Origin of the sequence: Candidatus Salinivivens marinus, assembly GCF_965655845.1 — a bacterium.
Classification (GTDB): Bacteria; Pseudomonadota; Alphaproteobacteria; order Rhodobacterales; family Rhodobacteraceae; genus Salinivivens; species Salinivivens marinus.
Window position 1 is genome coordinate 1 of the sequence record NZ_CBFHHX010000005.1, and the last position, 23,480, is coordinate 23,480.

Genomic DNA, 23,480 nt, shown 5'->3' on the forward strand with positions numbered 1-23,480 from the left:
ATTCCGTAGAGAAGGGCACATTCCCACGCGTTACTCACCCGTCCGCCGCTCATCCCGAAGGATGCGCTCGACTTGCATGTATAAGGCCTGCCGCCAGCGTTCGTTCTGAGCCAGGATCAAACTCTCAAGTTGAAAGCATATCACTATGCTATCCTTGACGTTCGAACCTCTGCACATCACTTGATTGGCTGTTCAAACCAATCAAAACTGTTTGTTGCATCAGTATCAAAAGATACCGAAAGCCGACAAACAGTGAAGCTGACACTACATTATCGGATTAAATCCTAGTAGCGCGATATGCAAAGGCTGATCCATCGATCAACGAACCAAACTGCCCGCATATCTCTTCAGTGTTCCATCAATGTCAAATATCGTTCCAGACAAAAAAAACGATTGCGCCAACATAACTAGGCACCAAACCGCTCCTCAAATCTAGATTTTACGCTCTAAAAATTATAACTCTATTTAGAGCGACCAAATGTATCGTTAAAAACACCCAGTGAAGGGGCTTCTAGACACAATGAATTAGAGTCGCAAGCCCTAATTTAGCAAAAAAGCAATTTTTAATTAAAAATCTGCTTAATTTTGCTGATGCAGTAAAATTTCAACAATAATTTACCATAAAAACATTAGCTAAACCAGTTAAATTACTAATCTAACATTTTGTAAAATCTCAAAAATCAATGAAGAACCACTGAATCAGGTTTTACATTCTGTCTAGAAGATGCGTACTCACCTATGAGCAATCCTTCAGGACCATTAGTAACCTCGATCACCTTACCTTCCGAAATCTTCCCTGCAAGGATCAACTCAGCTATTGGGTTTTGTAAGTAGGTCTGAATAACGCGTTTTAAGGGTCTTGCGCCATATATTGGATCGTACCCCTGCTGAGCAATCCAATCTCTTGCCCCCGCCCCTAACTCAATTTTTAAATTAAGAGAGGAAATACGATCGTGAAGTATTTTAAGTTGAATATCCACAATTCTAGACATGTGCTCTTTTGACAACCGATTGAAAATGATAGTTTCATCAAGCCTGTTTATAAACTCAGGTTTAAAATGGGATCGCACCGCGTCCATCACGTTTGCTTTTGCAATTTCAATGTTTTGAAGAGTTTTTGGATCGCTCAGAGCTTGTGCGCCTAAGTTCGATGTAAGGATAATTATTGTCTGTTTGAAATCAACAACTCTCCCGTGGCCATCGGTCAAGATACCGTCGTCTAATACTTGAAGGAGAATATTAAAAACATCTGGATGTGCCTTTTCCACCTCATCAAAAAGGACTACTTGGTATGGCCTCCGCCGAACAGCCTCAGTTAACACACCTCCCTCATCGTAACCAACATATCCAGGAGGCGCGCCAATCAATCTAGATACTGAATGTTTTTCCATATACTCTGACATATCAATGCGCACCATGGCATTATCATCATCAAACAAAAATTCTGCTATGGCTTTCGTTAATTCTGTTTTTCCAACACCAGTAGGTCCTAAAAACAAAAAAGAACCTAATGGTTGCTTTTCGTCATTTAGGCCAGCTCTTGCTCGTCTCACTGCATTAGCCAGAGCATGAACAGCTTCTTCCTGCCCAACAACTCTAGCCTCGAGATGATCTTCCATTTTAAGTAACTTCTCTCTCTCACCTTCAAGCATTTTAGATGTTGGTACGCCAGTCCAACGCTCAACAACTTGAGCAATTTGCTCTAGGGCTACAGCCTCCTTTATAATTTCGCCCCCACCGTCTTCGACTTCAACCAGATTCAATTCTTTTTCAAGTTGAGGTATAACTCCATACGACAGCTCACCAGCCTTTGCGAGATTTCCATCTCGCTTTGCAGCATCCAGCTCCGCTCTCGCAGTTTCTAATTTTTCCTTGATTACCCTTGCATTGGCCAAGTTATCTCGCTCTGCTTGCCATTGGGCAGTCAAAACAGAGCTATTCTCTTGTAATTTACCAAGAGATTCTTCAAGCCGTGTCAGCCTTTCAGTTGACGCCTTATCACTTTCCAATCTAAGGGCTTCGATTTCTATTTGCTTTTGCATTATTTCTCGGTCAAGCGCATCTAGATCTTCGGGTTTACTATCAACTTCCATCCTCAAACGACTTGCAGCCTCATCTACTAAATCAATCGCTTTATCAGGGAGAAACCTATCGGTAATATATCTATTCGATAGCGTGGCCGCAGCCACCAAAGAACTATCAGTAATTCTAACCCCATGGTGAAGTTCATACTTTTCCTTGATCCCACGCAAAATCGATATCGTATCCTCAACCGTAGGCTCAGCGACAATAACTGGTTGGAAACGACGCGCCAAAGCTGCATCTTTCTCTACATACTTACGATACTCATCAAGGGTAGTTGCCCCTATACAATGCAATTCGCCTCGTGCTAAAGCAGGCTTAATCAAATTCGCCGCATCCATGGCTCCATCGGTTTTCCCAGCGCCAACTAACATATGCATTTCGTCTACAAAAAGTATCACCTCGCCTAATGAAGCTGACATCTCACTTAGGATGCCTTTTAAACGCTCTTCAAACTCTCCTCTAAATTTTGCACCTGCTATCAAAGCTCCCATATCCAGAGCTAAAAGCTTTTTATTTTTTAAACTTTCTGGCACGTCACCATTTATTATTCTTAGGGCCATTCCCTCTGCTATCGCTGTCTTGCCAACACCAGGGTCCCCGATTAAGACTGGATTATTCTTAGTACGCCGGCTTAAAACCTGCATTGAACGTCTAATTTCATCATCTCGACCAATGATCGGATCTATTTTACCGTCTTTGGCGGCTTGAGTGAGATCTGTCGTATATTTTTTTAAAGCCTCGAAACTATCTTCAGCATTTGCACTTTCAACAGTACGGCCTTTTCTCAAGTCAGAGATCGCCATTTCCAAGGCTGTCATTGAAACACCTGATCTATCCAAAATATTTTTTACATCTGATTTTACGGTTGCTAGGGCACACAATATCCGTTCCAAGGATACGAATTTATCAGCATTTTTTTTGGCAAGTGCTTGTGACTGTTCTAAAACACGCAAAGTCTGCGTATCAAAGAACATTTGTGAATTTTCAGATTTAATTTTTGGAACTTTACCGAGCAATAGATCTATTTCTACCAATATTTTGTGCGAGTCTACACCAATCTTTTTTAGCAAATTTTTTGCAAAATCTTGCTCATCTTCAAGAATAACTTTTAAAAGATGTTGGGGCAAAATTCGCTGATGTTCTGCAGCTAGCGCTGCCGCTTGCGCTGCTTGTATAAATTCACGCGACCGCTCAGTGAATTTTTCTAAATTCATCTCAAACTCCTTTTGAAGCGCCAGCCAATTCCAGATCTCCTTACAATGAAGCAAGAACTATTTTGGCCTCCTTTTATATGTGGTTAGGTGCCTCGTGATTTTCAAGAACTCTCGTTTTAAATTACTCTTAACTTAAATAAACTCATAAATGGTTGACCAAATTCCTTGTCATATAGATAAGGGAAAATTAATTAATAGGTGAAAGAACTGACAATGCCAGATGATAGACTAATTGTTGCGTTAGACGTCCAAAATGTAATTGCTGGATTAGAATTAGTTAAGCAACTAGATACAGCTGTATCATTTTATAAAATTGGCTTGGGAATGTTAACTTCAGGAGGCCTTGCACTCGCTAATGAACTAAAGGGCGAATATGGCAAACGCATTTTCCTAGATCTGAAATTATTTGATATCGGCGCGACTATCGAGGCCGCAGTTAAGGGAATATCAAAATTTGATATAGATTTCCTAACCGTCCATGGGGACCCGAGCGTGGTAACCGCTGCCAAGAACGGTGCGGCTGGATCTAATCTAAAAATACTAGCAGTGACCATTTTAACGTCGTTAGACAGAAAAGATTTGGATGCTTCCATGATCAAAAATGGAGACATTAAGGATTTAGTTTCTGAAAGAGCGTCGAGAGCTTTTGAAGCGGGTGCCGATGGTGTTATCGCATCTCCGCAGGAATGTATAAGCATACGTGATCTTCCAAATTCAAAAAATAAGTTAATTATTACGCCTGGAATTAGACCTGTAGGAACAGAATTCGGTGATCAGAAACGAGTTTCTACTCCAAGGGAAGCGATATTAAATGGCGCAGATCACATAGTTGTTGGTCGTCCGATTGTGAATGCTAAAAACAAAAAGCTTGCCGCTGTCAAAATACTTGACGATATACGGCAGCTCTAAATTTACCCAAACTATAAACTTTGAAGCCCATAAGCCAATATTTTTTGACAAAAGCTGAAGTTAGTTATCCCTGGCGAGCTTTAAAACGGCGCTGGGTTTTGTTAATAACATAAACTCGGCCTTTACGCCTTACCACACGGCAATCACGATGGCGCTGCTTTAATGAGCGAAGTGAATTTTTAACCTTCATAAGGCCTCTCCTTAAACTCAGACGCGCAAAAGCGCCAATCTAACCCCACAAAGTGGGTACTGCGTGGTGGGCGGTACTGGGATCGAACCAGTGACCCCTACGATGTCAACGTAGTGCTCTACCGCTGAGCTAACCGCCCAAAATGCGGCGGGGGTCCCGCGCCGGTGGGAGGTCTATAAAAAGTTTTACAAGTTTGTTCAAGGGGTTTTCGATTCAAAAATTACGAGCTAAGGTCTAATTATGAAGTATAGAAGTTTAGAAACAAAACCTTACAAACTGATAGAGCCTGTAGCTCTGCTTTCTGGAATAGTCGTTGCGTCTCCGCACTCAGGCCGAAACTATCTATCATCAGTTAAAGAGCAGTCTATCCTTGACCCTACAACGTTGCGAAGTTCCGAAGACGCCTTTGTAGATGAGCTTATGGATTTTGCTCCAGCCCTAGGCATTCCTCTAATTTGTTCAGAAATACCAAGAGCTTTCGTAGATTTAAACAGAGCAAGAGATGAACTGGACCCAGCAATAATAGAAGGAATCAAACCTAACAGACAAAATCCTCGTGTCATATCTGGATTGGGTGTTATCCCAAGAGTAGTTGCAAATGGGAAAGAAATTTACTCAGGAAAGCTATCCAAAGAAGCAGCTATTGAGCGATTAGAGAACTTCTGGGATCCCTATCATTCTAAACTTGCAGAATTATTAGATCGAGCTCGACAGCAATTTGGGTATTCCATTTTAATCGATACACATTCTATGCCACATGAGGCAATTTTGAATGCATCTTCTAGTTTTCGCACCAGTCAAATAGTACTAGGCGACAGATATGGAGCTACATGTGCTCCCGAAATTATTAACGATTTGATCAAGTTAATATCTAAGAATGGTCTGCGCGCCAGTCGCAATGTTCCATTTTCTGGCGCCTACATTGTTCAAAAATATGGGAGTCCTGGAGTAAACCGTCATGCGATCCAACTAGAAATTGATCGATCAATTTATATGGATGAACGCAAAATCCAAAAATTAGAGAAATTTCACGAACTTAAGAATAAGTTGCAAAGTATCATGCGAGATTTTTCACAAATCCATACCTGTTTAACTTCAATTGCTGCAGAGTAATTTATCTTAAACTTCTGCCCTTAATAATCGCGTTACCACCAAATTTTTTACGAATTTGATCACTCGCAAGCTCCGCCCGTTCTCTATTCGTTGAATGTGGGTCTAGTAAATCGCCAGTCAAATCTGCATACTTCTGATCACACAGATCCATCAATGTAACACCAAGCAATCTAAATCGTACTTCTTTTATTTCATTTTTTAATAAGGGCTCCAAGGCGTTAAATAATCTATCAGCAATATTAGTAGGCTCTTTGAAAGTTAATCTTCGAGTAATCAATCGGTGTTTGTTAGTTTTTAGCTTCAGCACTCCTACCTTACCAGCTATTTCGCGAGACTTTGCCCTATCTGAAACCTTTTCACACATACGCCATAAGTGACCAATTAAAATACTGATCTGGCCAACATCGTTTCCAAAGGTTGTCTCGTTCGAAATAGATTTTATCGATCTTTCCGGCAAAACGCGTCGATTATCTTTGCCAGACGCCAAAGCCTTTAATCTTTTGCCAGAGGAGCCAAACTTTCTTACAAAATCATTCTCATCCCATCGTTTCAGATCGTTGAGATTTTTAATCCCCATTGCCGCAAGCTTCTCTTTAGTTCCAGCGCCGACACCCCACAAAATATTTACCGGTTTGGTAGATAGGAATTTTTCTGTTTCAAATTTGCCAATTATGGAAAACCCGCTTGGCTTATCAAGGTCTGAGGCTACTTTTGCCAAAAATTTATTGTGCGAAAGCCCAACTGACCCTGTCAACCCGAGCTCATTCTTCAGTCTGCTAGTGAGTTCTGCAAGCAAGACGGCAGGTGGCTTTTTGTGAAGCCTTTCAGTGCCAGTTAAATCTAAGAAAGCCTCGTCTAAAGAAATAGGCTCGACGGCAGGTGTCAACTCAAGCATCATTTTTCTTATCTGCAGACTGATTTCTGCATATAGTTTCATTCTTGGTCTTAATATAACAGCATCTGGACACAATTTTAATGCACGATACATAGGCATTGCTGAATGGACGCCACGGATACGTGCAATATAGCAAGCGGTGGAAACAACACCACGCCTACCCCCGCCAATTATAACAGGCTTATCGATCAACTCAGGTCGATCTCTTTTCTCAACAGAAGCATAAAATGAATCGCAATCCATGTGAGCAATATTTAGGGAGAGCAGTTCAGGGTGCGAGATAATTATTGGAGAACGGCAATTGGGGCATCGTTCCAATTTTTCAAAAAGCCTAAAACACTTTCGACAAAGTTTTTGATTTTCCAATAAGAAACCTAATCAAACAAAAATATTACTATATCTTAAACCGTTGAGTCAGTGCCAAGGCTAGTATGTTATAAGAAGAGTAAAACTAAAATTACTATTTGTCTCGCCACTTATTAACTATAGGATAACGCCTATCCAACCAAAAAGCACGTTGTGATAAACGCGTACCAGGAGCCGACTGAAACCTCTTGTGCTCACTATCATAGAGTAACTTCTCAACTTTGCTTACGTCACTTTTATTGTAACCTGCTTTCAAACAATCACTCGTCGACCCATCCTCATCAACCAAAATAGTTAGAATTGCGTCTAAAACTGGATAATCAGGTAAACTATCACTGTCCTTTTGATTTGGACGCAATTCAGCTGTGGGGGCTTTGGTTATGATGCTGTCCGGAATTAAAGAACCGGGCGGCCCTTTCATCCAGGGTCTATGGTTTTTATTCCGCCATTTAGAAATTTCAAACACTTTTGTTTTATAGAGATCTTTTATTGGGTTAAACCCACCCGCCATGTCACCATAAATTGTCGAGTAACCGACACTTACTTCCGATTTATTCCCAGTTGTTAACAACATCTCGCCAAACTTATTTGAAACAGCCATTAGCAATAAGCCACGAAGCCGTGACTGAATATTTTCCTCAGTAAGATCAATTTTACGACCCTCAAACGTACTAGATAGCGTTTTATCAATAGCCGTAAGACTATCATTTATTGGTAAAGTATCAGATTTACAGCCTAAATTGTCTACAAGATCGGTAGCATCAATTAGCGAGGTCTGCGAAGTGTATGGGGATGGCAACATAATCGATCGCACATTTGCCGATCCTATTGCATCGGAAGCAATTACCGCAACAAGGGCACTATCGATACCCCCTGAGAGCCCAAGTACCACCTTTTCAAAACCCGATTTTTTACAATAGTCCCGCAAGCCCATGACCATAGCATGATAATCCAACTCCTTGTCACAAGGAACTTTGGCTAATTCACCTTTAATTATATTCCAACCCATATCGGATTCCTCAAGGACTATATGCTCTAAGGCTTCTTCAAATAAAGGTAGTTTGATTGCCAAGCGCCCGCCTCGGTTCAAGGCGAAAGTGCCGCCATCAAAAACTTGATCATCCTGTGCGCCAACCATATTCAAATAGATCAAAGGTAGATTTGTTTCTACTACTCTAGCGACCATTTTGTTTAATCGAACATCATTTTTGCCATTATAATAAGGCGATCCATTGGGCACTAGCAGAAGTTGTGCGCCCGTTTCTGATAATGTTTCTGATACGTCAGAATGCCAAGCATCCTCACATATTGGACTTCCAATTCTAATTGGACCGATCTGATAGGGTCCTGATATTTCTCCCTCATCAAAAATTCTTTTTTCATCAAAGACGTTTTGATTTGGCAAATGATGCTTCATGATTATATTAGCAACATTACCATCGGCTAAGATATAATAGGCATTATAAAGCTTTCCTTTAAGATAGGCTGGGCCACCAATCGCTATAGCAGGTCCATTTTTGCAGGTTTTTGCCAATTTTAAAATTTGATCTTGTGCTGCTTTGAAAAAAGAAGGTTTCTTTATCAGATCCTGAGTATTGTAACCCGTAATAAATAATTCAGTAAATGCTATAAGATCGCTACCCATCTTTTGTGCTTGGTCCCACGCTTCAATAGCAACTTTGTAGTTGCCCTCGAGATCTCCCACCGTAGGGTTTAACTGGGCTAAAGTAATTTGAAATTTATTTGCCATCAATTCGCTCACTACCGAAACATGATCTATTTATCTAACAGGAAAAACAAATAGTAAAAGTTAAGAATGCAAATATTGATTATATCAGGCTTATCTACATTAATTTAAAAATCTAATGTTAAAAGCATTTTAGACAATTTGAAAAGATCGCATGTAAATACTTTCGACATTTTCAATTTGAGACCTACCTATCAGCTATGGAAGAAAAAGAAAAAGCCTCAGTAGACTGGTATAAAATAATAACAATGATGGAGAAAACTCTCCTCGTTATTATCGCTTTTCTCACAACTTATGCCGTAGTAGTTGAAATAATTACTGTCGTTTCTATCCGCGCTGTCAAGTTAACAGACCTATTACTATTATTTATCTACGCGGAAGTTTTAGGAATGGTAGCTGCTTTTTACAAATTCCGCAAAATCCCTATAACAGTACCGATTTTCATAGCTATAACGGCTCTCTGCAGATTAATTATTTTGCAGGGCAAGGGTATAAATACGGTAGATCTACTGTATGAAAGTGGGGCGATATTACTGCTGGCACTATCCGCTCTGGCGATCCGTTGGAACTTAATAAATTTAGTGCGTCCTAAAGGTGAAGCAGACAGAGAAACTGAGTAACAGTATTAGACACCAATTACACCACTGAGTGTAATTTCTCGGTCACCATTTTACTTCTATATTTTACTAATAAAATACATATCATTTTGCACTGCAAACAATAGCTTTTGATAACTAATCGCTTACAGTTTAAATTACATTATTGCTAAATGATTAATTTCGATTTTAAAACGATTTTCAGGTGTGGTACGTCACTACAGCTGGTATGACAAATGTACCAATATTCTAATCTGTAGACTAAAATAAAAACTTTTTAAACAGTAACAAGCCCATAAGAAAGCAATCAGATGGCAACTCCAAATAAAATTGATGACAGCACTCAATATTGGGCTGACATTTTAAGCAAAAACTGGGGTGTAAAGGCAAAGCTAACCAGGTTAGACGGCGAATACGATTTAAATTTTTTAGCGATTAACGCATCAAAAAAACCTTTAATCTTTAAAGTTATGCGTGAAAATTGCCCTGAATGGCTAGTTAAATCACAAATTTCAGCGATGCAGCACATAGAAAAAATTGCGAATTTGCCGACCACACCTACAGTTTTTTTGAGCCTTAATGGACAGAGCTGTATAGAGGTTGCTGACAAAACCGGAAATTTGCGATACGTTTGGACTTTAGAGTATATTCCGGGAAAGTGTTTAGCAAAGTTACATTCAAAACCGCCCAGTTTAATAAAAGAAATTGGTGAAGCGCTGGGTGCAACTACAAAAGCGTTGAGCAATTATAAAAATAAAAAGCTTGATAGAAACTTTAAGTGGAATCTTCTACAATCTGGGTGGATAGATGATCAGCTAACTTGTATTAAAAATAAAAAACGCTACGAGCTAATTAAAAATATTTCAGTCAATTTCAATAGACGCTTACCTGAGCTGAAATCGTTAAATCGACAAGTCATACAAAATGATCCAAATGATTATAATATCATAATTGCTGGTGATTATGACGAGCAAAAAACAGTGTCGGGCATAATTGATTTTGGGGATATGTGTGTCGCACCCCGTGTCTGTGAAGTTGCCATAGCTGGAGCATACATTGTCCTAGACTCTCCTAGCCCCGAAAAATCCTTAGTTGCGTTGGTATCTGGGTTTAACCAGACGTGCCCCCTGACAAAACTAGAGATTGACATTATTTGGGACCTGCTATTGATGCGTCTAGCAGTTAGCGTCGTAAATTCTACAATGTTAGCATTAGAATTTCCGAATGACCCATATGTAACTGTATCACAAAAGCCTGCCTGGGATTTTCTTGAAAACCATAAAATAAACGCGGAACTTCTTAAATGTCGACTTAGAAAAGCTTGCGGCCAGGAATTTGTACCCAATGAAAGAAGAATACGATCTTGGATTTATAAAAATTGTGGTAACTTTGCCCAGGTTATTGGAAAGCCACTGGCAAGTGTACCTTTGGTATCTTTGGCAGTTGAAAATTCTTCTATTCCAAAGAATCCCTTCAAATTATCAAGGCAAGAGGCAAAAGAAATTGGCTCTGCTGAAACGTGCGAAAATGAAATATGTCTGGGATATTATAACGAACCAAGACTAATTTATACCGCTCAAGAATTTAGCTTTGGACCTTACAAAGCGAGCGAGCGACGTACGGTGCATCTCGGAGTTGATATTTTTGCACCTGCAGCAACGCCTGTTTTTGCACCTCTGGATGGAGAAATTTTAGCCATAGAAAATCGCGAAAACGCACTTGACTACGGTGGGATGATAATTCTCAAACATAAAACTGATTGTAACGATGTTTTTTACACCTTGTATGGGCATCTGGATCCAAATTTTCCCAAGCAATATAAAGTCGGCACAAAAATAAAAAAAGGAAAACAATTCTGTGTTTTAGGCGACATTGGTGTAAATGGAGGCTGGGCCCCTCATTTACATTTTCAAGTTGCACTGACCATTAATGGCCTTGAAAACGACTGGCCAGGAGTGACAGATCCTGATGACCTAGGATTCTTTAATGCTATCTGCCCCAACCCCGCAGCAATTTTAAATTTAACCGATGAACGTGTCGAATTTAGACCGATACAGAAAGCTGAAATATATGCCAAGCGAAAAGAAAAATTCGCCGGCAACTTGGAGCTTTCATATGATGATCCAATTTTGTTTTTAAGGGGCTGGAAAACTCATCTATTCGATGAATGGGGCAGACCGTATCTAGATGCTTATAATAATGTTCCTCATGTTGGACATTCACATCCTAGAATACAAAATATAGCATCTGAACAACTTAGAAAGCTTAACTCCAATACAAGATATCTACACCCTTACCAATCAGATTTAGCAGAAACTATTCTGTCAAAATTACCAGAAAGTTTTAAGGTTTGCTTTTTCGTCAATTCTGGCTCAGAAGCTAACGAGTTAGCTCTGCGTCTGGCTCGGGAACATACAAAAGCAAAAGGTATGATCACCACAGATCATGGCTATTTTGGAAATACCACCGGTGCTATCGATTTATCAGCTTACAAATTTAATAAACCAAATGGCGTAGGACAACCCGACTGGCTTGAGTTGGTAGAAATACCAGATGACTATCGAGGTACCTACAAAAGAGATGATCCTAACTGTGGAGCAAAATTTGCTAATCAAATAAATCATGCAATAGAAGTTTTGAAATCAAAAAATCAAAAATTATGCGGGTTTATTGCAGAAACGTTTCCGTCAGTTGGGGGACAAATTATTACACCGCCAGGTTATTTGGAAGCAGTTTATAGACAAATACGAGAACATGGTGGGGTTTGTATAGCGGATGAAGTGCAAACTGGGTTAGGACGCCTTGGGGATTACTATTTTGGCTTTGAATATCAAGAAGTTTGCCCCGATATCGTTGTACTTGGCAAACCGATTGGAAACGGTCATCCCATTGGAGTTGTTGCTACTAACGAGGAAATTGCAAATAATTTTGATAACGGAATTGAATTTTTTTCTACGTTTGGAGGTTCGACATTATCATGCGCGATTGCAAATGAGGTAATAAAAGTAGTTGATCAGGAGGCGCTTCAGGCCAATGCAAAAAAAATGGGGGCAAAACTTAAAACAGGGCTAAAAAATCTTAAGGATAAATATCAATCGATTGGAGACGTACGGGGTATGGGCCTCTTCGTAGGCATCGAGCTCATCGACGAAACTGGTAAAGAAAATACGCGATTATGTAGTTTCGTCAAAAATCGCATGCGCGATTTCAGGATCCTAATTGGGAGTGAAGGCCCGATGGATAATGTCTTAAAAATTCGTCCGCCATTATCCATCGAAATAGGAGATATCGATATGATAATTGAAACACTCGATATTATTTTCGAGGAAGCTACCTGCTAATCAAACTGTCAAGGCTCAATAATCAGATTTGTTGACAAAATGGTTTGCGATTGCGACCTTTCCAGAAGTTGGGAAAATAGGAGTCACAAATGAAAGTATTTTTTCTTTGAGCATATAGTGCGGCTGGGATGCAGGGCATGATGAATAGCACCTATGCCGCCAGAGTTTCAGCTGTAATGAAAATGGTTGAGAAGGTAGGTGGAAAACTCGGGACTGTGACGTATCTACAGGGTCCTTTCGATGTCATTGCGGATATCGAGGTCGATGATTATGAAACCGCTTCTGGTTTACATGCAACTATGATGCTTTCTGGAGGTTGGGATGAACTACTAATACTGCCAGAAATGAACGTAGATAAGGCAATAAGTGCAGCAAAAACTGCTGGGGGCTATCCGATGCCCGGGCAGGAATAACCAAACACCACATTATTTTTACTGTTAAGTTGGATGACGGTGTACTTGGACCACGCAGCATTTTAAGGTCATCTTCTGTAGTGTCGGTTCAGCAGAGGCCGTCATCCACAACCGAACGATAACATAAAATTTAAAAAAGCTAAATAATTAGGTTACAAAAATTTGTTTTTGGTACGCACGCGAAAAAATCGCTTAGCAATATTTACGAAAGCAATCAAAAAACTAACTTTCCCAAAGAGTGATATAATTAGAATTTACTTTTTTTATGAAACCACACAGCAATAACAAAGCCAAATTTAAAGGAAAAAAAGCGCCTTTATTCTTTGCTTGCCTGTACCTATTACTTTGTTTTGTAAGTATTTTCTCCATCGATCCAGTTTTATGGTTTTTAAAATATGCGGCACTATTTGGAGTGCTAACAGCCGTTTTACTGATAGCTTATATTATCCGTACCGATGAACTTTGAAAATTTTTTTAAACTAAAGTAGCCGCTCATCGAATAAGGATTTTACTCCAATGCGTGCTAAGCGTATATACCAAAATGAATTTGCTAACACCGATTTAGGAAGGAAACTGAGTTGGATAACTCGAGCTTGCAAGCCATAAGTATTAAATCGATAGAAAGGCGCTATTCGGAGCTATCAGCGTCAATATTGCATACTCCAACTATTAGACTCTCATCGCCCCTTTTAAGTAATCTTATTAAAGAAAGCGAGCTGTATATGAAACTTGAATGCTTTCAGCATTCAGGAACATTTAAAGCCAGAGGTGCCCTCTCGGCAACCAAACAAATTACCGAGGAAGATAAGAAGTTTGGGATCACAGCTGCAAGTGCTGGAAATCACGCTATCGCCGCTGCATGGGCTGCAAAAGTTGAAAAATTATCTGCTAAAGTGGTCATGCAGACATCAGCAAACCCGTTTCGTGTGTCACTTGCGGAAACGTTTGGTGCTGAAATAATTATGAAAGAAGGTGGTGTGGCGACTTTTGCAGAGGCAGATAGACTAATGCGGGAGGAAAATAGAACATTCATCCATCCATTTGAAGGCATTAACACAACATTGGGAGCAGCTGGTGTCGGTTTAGAGCTAATAGACGATCATACTGATTTGGATGCGGTCGTTGTAGCGGTGGGGGGTGGTGGACTGATGTCTGGAGTTGCAGCGGCAGTTAAACTTAAAAATCGAAACTGTGAAGTTTATGCTGTTGAGCCAATCGGTGCAAATAGCATGTCACAATCTATAAAAGTAGGGAAGCCCGTTACTTTGAACAAAATTGATACCATCGCCGATAGTCTCGCACCGCCGATGGCACTTCCCTTTAGCTATTCTGTTTGTGAAAAATTTGTCGATCAATTTGTGACGGTAACAGATGATCAAATTTGTGCAGGTTTATCCCTATTACAAGAGGAAGCTAAGCTTGCAGTTGAGCCAGCTGCTGGTGCTGTTGTCGCTGCGGCTATCTGGCCTTTAAACAAAAAATTAATTGGAAAAAAAATTGGATTAGTTATCTGCGGAGCTAATATTGATGCGCAAAGTTACCAGAGATACTTAATTAGAGGAGCTCATATCATGAGAAAAGCGGTGAATTAAATCTAATATGTTCTACAATTTCTCGAACATAATTGTTACTTCTCCTAACGGAACTCCAAACTTTGACATGTAAGCTTTATTAAGCATTCTATCTTTAGATATGAGCCACATATAGTCATCAAAAGTCACACGCATGGTGCCGTCTGGAACCGGTAGATCAATAGTATAGTTCCAATAGAACGTGTCTCCATTCTCTAAGCCTTTGGCCTCGCCAATAACTCCATCTGCTGTGCCGCTCCAACCTTGTTCTCCCACTTTTTTAAGATACCAAATTCTTTGATCAGTTGTTCCATCTGAATATTCAAAATCTTCAGTTAATTTAAGATTAGATCCGTCCCACTCACCAGTCATATCCACTACAAAACGCCGGCTCACATTTCCAAGAACATCCTGAAATTGCCCATAAGCTACCAAATCACCAACCAAAAACTTTTCTAAGTCTAATTGCACATCAGATAGCTTCGGATCATCTATAGAAGGCTTTAACCCACAGCCTGAAATAAATAATAACAACACAACGGTAGCGAGATACTTCATAATTAAAATCCTGTTTGTGAGATTTCAGTAAAAATAAAAAAATGCGTAACAGCCAGTTCCAAGCCTTCACTATATCGGTCAAAAATAGTACGAGAAAAGCATTATTCAATTTTTATGAAAACAGTTTATGATACTTTTTGAAATTTACATGTGCTGTCCATTTCCAGGCACCTACTCAAATGAAAAAGCGCCTGCAAATTTTAGTGGGGTAATTCATGGCAAATATTCGTAAAGCAAATATAAGTGATGCTAATTTTTGCGCAGAAATCGTTCACTCATGGGTCCAGACCACATCGTGGATGCCAAATCGCTTCACATTAGCAGAACTTGAAACATTAATAGAAGAGGGAATGCCAAAGAGAGATATATGGGTAGTGGGTGATCCAATTTTTGCTTATCTATCATTTGACAGACCCAATAATTCAATTGCGGCATTATATAGCAAAAACCCCGGCCAAGGTTATGGGAAACGATTAATTAATCATATTAAATGCCACTCATCATTCCTTCAATTGTGGAGCCATTCTTTTAATTTAAAAGCTCACAAATTTTATATGCGAGAGGGTTTTGTAAAAAAAGAATTTAATCAACTTGGAGCAGATGGAATCCCAGAAATTCGCTTTGAATGGAAACGGTAACGTGCAACGAATAAATTTGTAAAAATGGAGACTAGTTATTCTACTTGGACACTTAAAGATTACTTATGTCACTCTGACTTTTTTTATCATGCATATTTGTATATTTGGTAAGCTAATCGGCGAGGAAACCGCTGAAACCTTTACAATCGCAGAACCTCCCATCTGCTATAACAATTTAGGTGAGAAAGTTAATTTTTTACAAAAGAATAACCCAAATTCCGAGGTTGCCGCCGGAATGGCAATAAGAGGTCCTGACAGAAAACCTATAATCTATCGCTTCAACTATGAAAAATCACCTCCAGAATTTCAAATTTTCGTGGACTACCATGAATGTGCTCACCATCAAATAGGCCATGTAGATCAACCTCATCCTCCAAGAAATAGCTACGAACATTTAATGAATGAAAGTATAGCAGACTGTTTAGCAATTTTACGTATGCGAGATGAATGGATGAGGAAAACTCTTGATTATGAAATATTTATAAATACTTTAGTTAAAGACATGGAGTTCATTGGTTTTCCTGAAATAAGTATCACAAGTCGGTTATCTAATATAGAAAACTGCTATTTTAATTACGGTCCAGCAGGTGACTTTTTGGAAGGTATCCTTTTGGGAAAAGGTAGTAATTAAAATCAAAACTCACTGTAGAGACTATTTGGAGCTATAATATTGCAGCAGATACAAGAAAACCTTTTCGTTATTTTGTCTCTATTAATATTTGGGTCAGCAGCTTTTATACTATTCAAGCGTTTTGGCAAACCTGATCAATCCCAAAATCAGATTATTAACAGCGATGAAGTGTTCTCTGAATTATCCAAATCAAAAGAAGAAGCGGCAAAATTTACTGCTTTAGCGCAAGAACGAAAGTTTGAAGTTGAACAACTAAAACGTGAGCTTACAGATCTTCGAGAAAGAATTGATGAACAAAACATACAATTGCGCGAACATTCCAACACAATAGCAAAAATTCATGCACAACGTGAAGCGGAAAACAATGCGGCGAATGAAAAAATAGAAATGCTCTCCAAAGTTAGGACTGATATGGAAGTCCAGTTTAAGGAATTGGCAGAAAATGCCCTAAAGGCACAAGGAGAAAGCTTTTCTAAAGCAAATATAGAAAAACTTGAAGCAACTCTTACACCTCTTAAAGAACATGTAGGACATTTCGAAAAAGAGCTTCGACAAGTTCATGAAGAAACAGTGAAAGACCGTGAACGCTTAAAAGCAGAAATTTCTCAGCTTTCTAAACGTTCAGAGGCAATATCTCAGGAAGCAATTTCCCTTACTAAAGCACTCAAAGGCGATACTCAAGTTCAAGGCGCCTGGGGTGAAATGGTTCTCGAAAATATACTAGAACGTTCAGGGCTTAGAGATGGTGAGGAATATGAAACACAAGCTCATAGAATAGGGGCAAACGGCGAAAGGTTGCGTCCAGACGTAGTAGTTCGAATTCCAGGAGGTAAAAGTTTAGTTATCGACAGCAAAGTTTCTCTTTTGGCGTATAGTGACTCCGTTAACGCTGAAACTGAAGTTGATGCATTAACTTCACGCAAACGGCATCTGACCTCAATTAAAAACCATATTAACGCACTATCTTCAAAAGGGTATCAGATAGCTGAAAATTCAACACTAGATTATGTAATTCTCTTTGTACCAATCGAGGGCGCTCTATCCGAAGCACTCAGAGAGGATCCTGCTTTAACAGAATATGCTCTCGAAAAAAATATAACCATAGCGACTCCAACAACACTGATGATGGCTTTGAAAACAATTGCAAACGTTTGGGCAGTTGATCGGCGAAATCAAAACGCTGAATTAATAGCGGATCGCGCTGGCAAACTTTACGATAAGGTTTATGGCTTTGTTCAAAGCATGGAACGTGTTGGAGAGCGATTAGATCAAGCACACGACTCATATTCACAAGCCTTCAGTCAACTCTCGAAAGGAAGAGGTAATATAATTTCTCAAGTTGATTCGTTAAAAGCCTTGGGAGCAAAGGCAAGTAAGTCGATTAAAACAGAGTTCGATAACGACGACGATAACACCGTCAAATTGCAAAGCGTCAAAAGAAAAAATTAAATTTGCCTGAAATTTTTCAGCTGATACACGATTAATCAAATACGAAAACAATGGTTTTTATGGCGACCCCGGAAGGACTCGAACCCTCAACCTATTGATTAGAAGTCAATTGCTCTATCCAGTTGAGCTACGGAGTCGCTTGAGCGGTGTCTAGACCCTTTAAAAGAAGATTACAAAAAGAAAATACTTTTTTCTAAAAATATATAGCTGACAGGCTTATTGATCGAACAAAGATATAAATTATCATATCACAGCCGTTTTACACCATTACCCCTTGATGTTTTTTAATCACCATCGTAAACAATTTTTTGTGTTGGGGTGTAGCCAAGTGGTAAGGCAACGGTTTTTGGTATCGTGTACCGTAGGTTCGAATCCTACCACCCCAGCCAAGATTACCGCCACTAATATCGTTCATTTACCATATCTAAAAACGAAAGCCTCCGATATTCAATTTCGGCTGCAAGCCTACCTAATAAACCAAAGGTTTTTCGTTTAGGAATTATGGAAAATAAATCTAAGCTTTTGAGATTTCCATTCAAAAACATTGCCATTTTTTTTCCAACGATAGGTGCAGTATTCATGCCGTGACCTCCAAAACCACAAAGTGTAAGTTCCCTGTCACTTATTTGGCCAACTACTGGAAGAAAATGAGAGGCATAGGCCATTAGCCCGGACCACGCATAATCAATAACGATTCTATCTTTCTCCATATCTTGAACCATATTGGGAAAGTGCGCTTTTATATTCTTCCAACCCATTAACCTAATTTGTTGACTAGATTTCTGCCGCATCGCGCTTACACCCATACCCCACAGTAATCTTCCATCAGACAATCTTCTGAAATAATTTCCAGCCCTTCGATCATCTCCAAGAGCCATATTTGTTGGAATATATTCGTCTAATATGTCACCCATCGGTGATGTAACACAAATAAATGTTTGGATTGGCAATACTAAATTTTTTAGAACTGAATTACTTTCCAAACCATATCCACCCGTTGCCCAAATTATCCGATTGCAACGAAAATCGGTACCGCTTGAAGTTCTCACATTCGCCGTATCTATTTGAACATCACCCACATAATCAATTATTTTTACACCGATTTTTTTAACCTCACCCGCAAATATTCGTAAGAAATTTAACGGATGGAAATGAAATGCACTCTTATCAATGATGCCCCAACGGTACCTAGGCCCACGAACAAATTGTTCCAAATTCTTCTGAGTTATAATTTCTGATTTTTCAGGAAGATTTTTTGTTAATCCAAGAGATATTACGCCATTAACTGCTTCAGCTTTAGAATATTGTGGGCTGAAAGCACGTTGACGCATCCAGCTCAAACCTTCTAACCCAAGTTCTTCAAATTCTATACAATTATTTTTACCGATCATTCTGTTGATTTGTGAGGTATTGGCAGCCCAACCAGCTGAGCAAAATCCGCCATTTCGCCCAGAGGCCCCAGCACCTATCGCAGACTTTTCTAACAGAACTACGCTAGCACCCATTTTAGCTAAATGATAAGCACATGACAGCCCAGCTAAACCGCCGCCTATAATACAGAATTCAAAGTTTTTTTGGATTTGTTGCGTGGATTGCTCACTAGGCGAAACACATGTGTCATCGTACCAGGTTCTTGAATAAACACCGCTCATTCTCGTTCGCGAGATTTATTAATAATGTTATCCAGCGCTTTCACGCCCGAGGCGGCAATTAAAGTCAGTAGTACATATATCAGAGCAGCTGAGTTAAAAGGTTCAAAAGCCAAAAAGCTTTGAGCCTGAAACTCTCTCATTCTTTGGGTTAAATCACGAATGGAGAGAATTGATATTAGAGAGGTGTCTTTGAGCATCGCTATAAACTCGTTGCCCAACGCTGGTAATACTATTGCGATTGCCTGCGGTATAACAATAAATCTGGCAATATGCCTTTCACGCAATCCAAGTGCTCTAGAAGCCTCTATTTGACCTTTGGGTATGGCTTCTATCCCGGCTCGAAAAATTTCAGCCATGTAAGCAGAATAACCGATCGCAATTGCAGCAATACCACGAGTCATCATTTGGATATCTATATACCCAGTTGTTGCAGTTTTTATTGCTCCAGCCAGAGGCAACCCAACATATAAAATAATAACTAACATTGGTACACCGCGAAGCGTATCGACAAAGAAATCCGATAAAACTGCAAGTGGATGCGCTGACGTCATTCGGCCAACAATTACTAAAAGAATACTCAAAACACCCAAAACGTAGAAGACTTTAGCCATAGTAGCGTAAAAGGGAGTAAGATATTTCGCATTCCAAACACTCAAATACTTAATTGCAAGGTCAGGCGGCAAGAGTGCACCAGATATTCTACCCTCGTCGAGCAGTTTAACTGCCTGATCTAGACTTTTTAGCGAGCGGATTTTAAATGGATTTTCCGGTGGTTCGTCTAAAAAATCACCATATCTTACCGTGTCAGAAATATGAGAGGGTATACCAGAGGCTATACCAATTCGGCCAGAAAGATCACCAACCAATACAATCTCTTTTTTAGGTTGCATGACAAAGATAGTAGCGGCAATAATAAGGATGACCCCGATTAAAAAGATGATCCTTTCGGCAAGTAGCGATACTTTTAGCCTAGACAAAAATGCCCAAACAAGCCCCAGAATAGATGCTCCTAAATAAGCAAAAATTGCCGCCCTAATCGTAATCATTAGACCTACGGCAAATCCAGCATGGGCTATCATTAGGAAATAAAAGAGAAAAGCAAATTCTAATAGCAATATCAACAAGGCAAACCAGAAACCGACATTAGAATCGAGTATCCGTGATCCAAAGATTGATAAAAGCGCAAGTAACCCAGAAACCATAGATAATTGCCAAAGGCTATTCCGCGTCCAACGCAACAACTGTACTTCAAATTCTGGGCTCAATGTAAACGATTGATCGACCATAATGAGCCAATCTACGCTTCTTGGATCATAGGCATTCACTGCTATAGATTTGATGTAAGGATTTATCCAGTCTGCTTGAGATAGAAATAAAAGTATCGCCGCTTGCAAGACAAAAGCGAAAAATGCCTTTTGTCGAAATTTTGACCTATCTCCAGGTACTATGTCAGGACTAAGGGATTTTAGGACTTGTAATGCACCCCAAAAACCTACTGCTCCCGAAAAACAAAAAATGATAAAATTACTAAGTAAAAGTGTGGCGTTATCTTCTATGCCAAGGACTTCATAAATAGCAGCACCATAGTTTCGGGATATTACCAGCAGATACACTATAACTGGAAAGACCAGAAGAAACATAAGAGAGCTTGCGCGCATGTTGCGCAAAACACTTATCAAATTGCTCATTATTTTGCTTTCAAGCAGAATACAGGGGAACTAATTCCCCTGTATTCTCACTCAGATTATTTTGGCCACCATTTAACAACCAATTTCTGCAATGTTCCATCGTCTTTGATCATCGCCAAACCCTCATTAAAAGCGTCTTGGATACCATCGCCTTCCTGAAAGACAAGACCCAGAGGATCTGAAGACAATCCAGTTATTCCAACTGTTAATTCTCCAGCAAATTCTTGCTCATATGCAGCAGCTGAGGTTGAGTCTATGATTACGCCATCAACATCACCATTTTGAACAGCAATTACCGCATTATTGAAAGAGTCAAATAGCTGAAGATTATCTCTGCCTACTAATTCTTCTCCCAAAGCTGCGTTAGTGGTTCCATTCTGGGATGCTAGTCTTAAATCACCACTTTTAAAAGCATCAATAGTTGCACCCTCATCTTCTACACGCATCAATACACCCTGCTGAACAATGATGTAAGGATCTGAAAAGTCTACTATTTTATCGCGCTCATCAGTTATTGTAACACCCGACACAACCATATCAAATTGACCATCTGCAAGTGCCGCAAAAATACCATCCCAAGCTGTTGTTACCCAGTTCGGAGTACAATTTATTCGCTCACATATTTCTGCGACAACATCAACGTCAAAACCTTTTACCACACCATCCTCAATGAACTCGTGTGGAGGATAAGTTGTATCAGAACCAATGTTTAAAACACGACCACCTAAATCTGCAGCATAAACCGGCAACGCCATGGATGCGGCGATTGCTGCAACTATGAATTTTTTCATTTAATATCTCCCTTAAATTGGCTTTTTTAAAAGCAACATAGCCTAGCCTAAGATAGTGGCAGATGCGGTCAAGTATTTCTTTAATAATTTCCAGTTTATTTTATATTTTTTATGTAAATCTTATAGTTAGACCCTCATTGTGGCTTCAACAGCAGATTTCCAGGCAGAGTATTTCCGCTCTCTTTGTTCTTCTTGCATCATTGGAGTAAAGTGCGACTCACTCTTCCATAATCTAGAAAACTCGGCAAATGGTGGATAATACCCGACTGCTGATCCGGCAAGCCATGCAGCTCCAACCGCCGTTGTTTCAAGCGTTTTTGGTCTGTCAACACCAGCATTAAGTATGTCTGCTAAAAACTGCATCGCCCAATTGCTTGATGTCATCCCACCATCAACCCGCAGAACTGGCTTTTCTTCCCCGTCGTCATGCCAGTCTGATTGCATAGCTTCTAACAAATCTCTTGTTTGGAAGCCTACACATTCCAAAGCTGCTTTTGCTAATTCAGCTGGTCCAGAATTTCGCGTCAAACCGTATATTGCTCCTCTACAATCAGCATTCCAGTAAGGAGCACCCAAGCCAGTGAATGCAGGAACGATAATCACTTGTTGATTACTATCAGCTTGTATTGCTAAATCCTGTGTCTCAGCTGCTGACTTAATAATTTGCAAACCATCTCGAAGCCATTGCACAACTGCACCAGCAATAAAAATTGAACCCTCAAGGGCATAAGTTGGTTTCCCATCGAATTGATAGGCGATAGTTGTGAGCAACTTATTATTGGACCTTACTATGCTTTGTCCTGTATTAAGCAGGGCAAAACACCCAGTACCGTAGGTCGATTTCATCATACCTGGCTTGAAACAAGCCTGGCCTATAGTTGCTGCATGCTGATCACCAGCCACTCCCTTTATCGGGATCTTATGACCTAGTATTTTTTCGTCGCATACTCCAAAATCATCAGAGCAATTTCGTACCTCTGGCAAAATTGACATTGGGATATTCAACATATCACAAATTTCACTAGACCATTTGCTTTCATTTATATCATAGAGCATTGTCCGAGAGGCATTTGTCGCATCAGTGGCGTGAATTACTCCATTAGTAAGATGCCAAATCAAGTAGGTATCAACAGTACCGAATAGAAGCTCTCCAGCTTCAGCCTTAGCCCGTGCTCCCTCAACGTTATCTAAAAGCCACTTTAGTTTAGTAGCGGAAAAATATGGATCTAGTAATAATCCAGTTATACGGGTTATTAACTCCTCTACCCCGTCACTTCTAAGTTTATCGCAGAACTTAGACGTTCGTCGATCTTGCCAGACGATTGCATTATAAATCGGTTCACCAGAAACCTTATCCCATAACAATGTGGTTTCACGTTGATTGGTAATGCCTAGAGCCAATATATCTTTTGCTCTTATTTTTCCATCATTGAGTGCTTTTTTACAGGTTGTGATCACTGACGTCAGCAAATCTTGTGGTTTGTGTTCAACCCATCCACTCTTTGGGAAATGTTGCTCAAATTCTTCCTGACCTTGCCCCACAATTGCAAACTGATCATCAAAAACTATAGATCTGGTCGACGTAGTCCCCTGATCAATTGCGATAATATATCCCATTCCAAACCCAACCTTA

At 39.7% G+C, this 23,480-nt stretch carries 17 protein-coding genes, 3 tRNA genes, 1 rRNA gene and 1 pseudogene; 10 read left to right on the forward strand and 12 right to left on the reverse strand.

Features of this window, described 5'->3' with window-relative positions:
* A 16S ribosomal RNA gene (locus ACTF5Q_RS05720) occupies positions 1-132 on the reverse strand; the annotation flags it as partial.
* Positions 133-680: 548 nt separating this feature from the next.
* The gene (clpB, locus tag ACTF5Q_RS05725; RefSeq protein WP_438953698.1) at positions 681-3,299 is read right to left on the reverse strand and encodes an ATP-dependent chaperone ClpB; all 2,619 of its coding nucleotides are present in this window, start codon (positions 3,297-3,299) and stop codon (positions 681-683) included.
* A gap of 213 nt (positions 3,300-3,512) precedes the next feature.
* On the opposite strand from clpB, the gene pyrF reads away from it, so the two are divergent.
* Complete coding sequence (pyrF, locus tag ACTF5Q_RS05730) at positions 3,513-4,208, forward strand: orotidine-5'-phosphate decarboxylase (RefSeq protein ID WP_438953699.1); 696 nt, start codon at positions 3,513-3,515, stop codon at positions 4,206-4,208.
* Positions 4,209-4,272: 64 nt separating this feature from the next.
* Here pyrF and ykgO read toward each other — a convergent pair whose 3' ends face one another.
* Both ykgO and ACTF5Q_RS05740 read right to left on the reverse strand, forming a co-directional pair.
* Positions 4,273-4,398: a type B 50S ribosomal protein L36 gene (gene ykgO / locus ACTF5Q_RS05735; protein ID WP_012177066.1), complete on the reverse strand. Its 126-nt coding sequence runs from the start codon at positions 4,396-4,398 to the stop codon at positions 4,273-4,275.
* 64 nt (positions 4,399-4,462) lie between these two features.
* A tRNA-Val gene (locus tag ACTF5Q_RS05740) sits at positions 4,463-4,537 on the reverse strand.
* A gap of 101 nt (positions 4,538-4,638) precedes the next feature.
* Here ACTF5Q_RS05740 and ACTF5Q_RS05745 point away from each other — a divergent pair.
* Positions 4,639-5,511 carry an N-formylglutamate amidohydrolase gene (locus ACTF5Q_RS05745; RefSeq protein ID WP_438953700.1) on the forward strand — a complete coding sequence of 291 codons (873 nt, stop codon included), beginning with the start codon at positions 4,639-4,641 and terminating at the stop codon, positions 5,509-5,511.
* A 1-nt stretch (position 5,512) separates the two neighbouring features.
* On the opposite strand, the gene ACTF5Q_RS05750 is transcribed toward ACTF5Q_RS05745, so the two are convergent.
* On the reverse strand, positions 5,513-6,772 hold the full coding sequence (locus ACTF5Q_RS05750) for a DNA polymerase IV (RefSeq protein WP_438953701.1): 1,260 nt from the start codon (positions 6,770-6,772) through the stop codon (positions 5,513-5,515).
* A 94-nt stretch (positions 6,773-6,866) separates the two neighbouring features.
* Complete coding sequence (locus ACTF5Q_RS05755; RefSeq protein WP_438953702.1) at positions 6,867-8,522, reverse strand: NAD+ synthase; 1,656 nt, start codon at positions 8,520-8,522, stop codon at positions 6,867-6,869.
* A 197-nt stretch (positions 8,523-8,719) separates the two neighbouring features.
* Between ACTF5Q_RS05755 and ACTF5Q_RS05760 the strand changes: the two genes are divergently transcribed.
* The 4 genes and pseudogenes from ACTF5Q_RS05760 (at position 8,720) to ACTF5Q_RS05775 (ending at position 14,461) form a co-directional block, all read left to right on the forward strand.
* Entirely contained in the window at positions 8,720-9,139 is a 420-nt protein-coding gene (locus ACTF5Q_RS05760) for a phosphate-starvation-inducible PsiE family protein (protein ID WP_153691424.1), read from the forward strand.
* 287 nt (positions 9,140-9,426) lie between these two features.
* The gene (locus ACTF5Q_RS05765; protein ID WP_438953703.1) at positions 9,427-12,456 is read left to right on the forward strand and encodes an aminotransferase class III-fold pyridoxal phosphate-dependent enzyme; all 3,030 of its coding nucleotides are present in this window, start codon (positions 9,427-9,429) and stop codon (positions 12,454-12,456) included.
* 125 nt (positions 12,457-12,581) lie between these two features.
* Positions 12,582-12,869: pseudogene (locus tag ACTF5Q_RS05770) on the forward strand (GYD domain-containing protein); the annotation flags it as partial.
* 578 nt (positions 12,870-13,447) lie between these two features.
* Entirely contained in the window at positions 13,448-14,461 is a 1,014-nt protein-coding gene (locus ACTF5Q_RS05775; protein WP_438953704.1) for a pyridoxal-phosphate dependent enzyme, read from the forward strand.
* A gap of 12 nt (positions 14,462-14,473) precedes the next feature.
* Here ACTF5Q_RS05775 and ACTF5Q_RS05780 read toward each other — a convergent pair whose 3' ends face one another.
* Positions 14,474-14,998, reverse strand: coding sequence for a DUF3833 domain-containing protein (locus tag ACTF5Q_RS05780; RefSeq protein WP_438953705.1), 525 nt, complete (start codon positions 14,996-14,998; stop codon positions 14,474-14,476).
* A gap of 215 nt (positions 14,999-15,213) precedes the next feature.
* On the opposite strand from ACTF5Q_RS05780, the gene ACTF5Q_RS05785 reads away from it, so the two are divergent.
* From ACTF5Q_RS05785 to rmuC, 3 genes are all read left to right on the forward strand, one after another.
* Complete coding sequence (locus ACTF5Q_RS05785) at positions 15,214-15,636, forward strand: GNAT family N-acetyltransferase (protein WP_438953706.1); 423 nt, start codon at positions 15,214-15,216, stop codon at positions 15,634-15,636.
* 88 nt (positions 15,637-15,724) lie between these two features.
* Entirely contained in the window at positions 15,725-16,267 is a 543-nt protein-coding gene (locus ACTF5Q_RS05790) for a hypothetical protein (protein ID WP_438953707.1), read from the forward strand.
* 39 nt (positions 16,268-16,306) lie between these two features.
* Positions 16,307-17,716, forward strand: coding sequence for a DNA recombination protein RmuC (gene rmuC, locus ACTF5Q_RS05795; RefSeq protein WP_438953708.1), 1,410 nt, complete (start codon positions 16,307-16,309; stop codon positions 17,714-17,716).
* A 60-nt stretch (positions 17,717-17,776) separates the two neighbouring features.
* Here the strand turns inward: rmuC and ACTF5Q_RS05800 are convergent.
* Positions 17,777-17,853: transfer RNA gene (locus ACTF5Q_RS05800), tRNA-Arg, on the reverse strand.
* 177 nt (positions 17,854-18,030) lie between these two features.
* Here ACTF5Q_RS05800 and ACTF5Q_RS05805 point away from each other — a divergent pair.
* Positions 18,031-18,105, forward strand: a tRNA-Gln gene (locus tag ACTF5Q_RS05805).
* A gap of 12 nt (positions 18,106-18,117) precedes the next feature.
* Here the strand turns inward: ACTF5Q_RS05805 and ACTF5Q_RS05810 are convergent.
* From ACTF5Q_RS05810 to glpK, 4 genes are all read right to left on the reverse strand, one after another.
* The gene (locus tag ACTF5Q_RS05810) at positions 18,118-19,368 is read right to left on the reverse strand and encodes an NAD(P)/FAD-dependent oxidoreductase (protein ID WP_438953709.1); all 1,251 of its coding nucleotides are present in this window, start codon (positions 19,366-19,368) and stop codon (positions 18,118-18,120) included.
* Positions 19,365-21,056, reverse strand: coding sequence for an amino acid ABC transporter permease (locus tag ACTF5Q_RS05815; RefSeq protein WP_438953710.1), 1,692 nt, complete (start codon positions 21,054-21,056; stop codon positions 19,365-19,367). The genes ACTF5Q_RS05810 and ACTF5Q_RS05815 overlap by 4 nt, the downstream gene beginning before the upstream one ends.
* A 56-nt stretch (positions 21,057-21,112) precedes the next feature.
* Positions 21,113-21,847 carry a transporter substrate-binding domain-containing protein gene (locus ACTF5Q_RS05820; RefSeq protein ID WP_155494691.1) on the reverse strand — a complete coding sequence of 245 codons (735 nt, stop codon included), beginning with the start codon at positions 21,845-21,847 and terminating at the stop codon, positions 21,113-21,115.
* Between the two features lie 126 nt (positions 21,848-21,973).
* Positions 21,974-23,464 carry a glycerol kinase GlpK gene (glpK, locus tag ACTF5Q_RS05825; RefSeq protein WP_438953711.1) on the reverse strand — a complete coding sequence of 497 codons (1,491 nt, stop codon included), beginning with the start codon at positions 23,462-23,464 and terminating at the stop codon, positions 21,974-21,976.
* Positions 23,465-23,480: the final 16 nt, after the last annotated feature.

What these genes read in the sequence shown, in the direction of transcription:
- ACTF5Q_RS05815 (WP_438953710.1), bottom strand. Translation starts at nt 21,056, where the DNA reads ATGAGCAATTTGATAAGTGTTTTGCGCAACATGCGCGCAAGCTCTCTT.
- ykgO (WP_012177066.1), bottom strand. Translation starts at nt 4,398, where the DNA reads ATGAAGGTTAAAAATTCACTTCGCTCATTAAAGCAGCGCCATCGTGAT.
- ACTF5Q_RS05790 (WP_438953707.1), top strand. Translation starts at nt 15,725, where the DNA reads ATGCATATTTGTATATTTGGTAAGCTAATCGGCGAGGAAACCGCTGAA.
- ACTF5Q_RS05755 (WP_438953702.1), bottom strand. Translation starts at nt 8,522, where the DNA reads ATGGCAAATAAATTTCAAATTACTTTAGCCCAGTTAAACCCTACGGTG.
- ACTF5Q_RS05760 (WP_153691424.1), top strand. Translation starts at nt 8,720, where the DNA reads ATGGAAGAAAAAGAAAAAGCCTCAGTAGACTGGTATAAAATAATAACA.
- ACTF5Q_RS05785 (WP_438953706.1), top strand. Translation starts at nt 15,214, where the DNA reads ATGGCAAATATTCGTAAAGCAAATATAAGTGATGCTAATTTTTGCGCA.
- clpB (WP_438953698.1), bottom strand. Translation starts at nt 3,299, where the DNA reads ATGAATTTAGAAAAATTCACTGAGCGGTCGCGTGAATTTATACAAGCA.
- ACTF5Q_RS05780 (WP_438953705.1), bottom strand. Translation starts at nt 14,998, where the DNA reads ATGAAGTATCTCGCTACCGTTGTGTTGTTATTATTTATTTCAGGCTGT.
- pyrF (WP_438953699.1), top strand. Translation starts at nt 3,513, where the DNA reads ATGCCAGATGATAGACTAATTGTTGCGTTAGACGTCCAAAATGTAATT.
- ACTF5Q_RS05810 (WP_438953709.1), bottom strand. Translation starts at nt 19,368, where the DNA reads ATGAGCGGTGTTTATTCAAGAACCTGGTACGATGACACATGTGTTTCG.
- ACTF5Q_RS05820 (WP_155494691.1), bottom strand. Translation starts at nt 21,847, where the DNA reads ATGAAAAAATTCATAGTTGCAGCAATCGCCGCATCCATGGCGTTGCCG.
- glpK (WP_438953711.1), bottom strand. Translation starts at nt 23,464, where the DNA reads ATGGGATATATTATCGCAATTGATCAGGGGACTACGTCGACCAGATCT.
- ACTF5Q_RS05745 (WP_438953700.1), top strand. Translation starts at nt 4,639, where the DNA reads ATGAAGTATAGAAGTTTAGAAACAAAACCTTACAAACTGATAGAGCCT.
- ACTF5Q_RS05765 (WP_438953703.1), top strand. Translation starts at nt 9,427, where the DNA reads ATGGCAACTCCAAATAAAATTGATGACAGCACTCAATATTGGGCTGAC.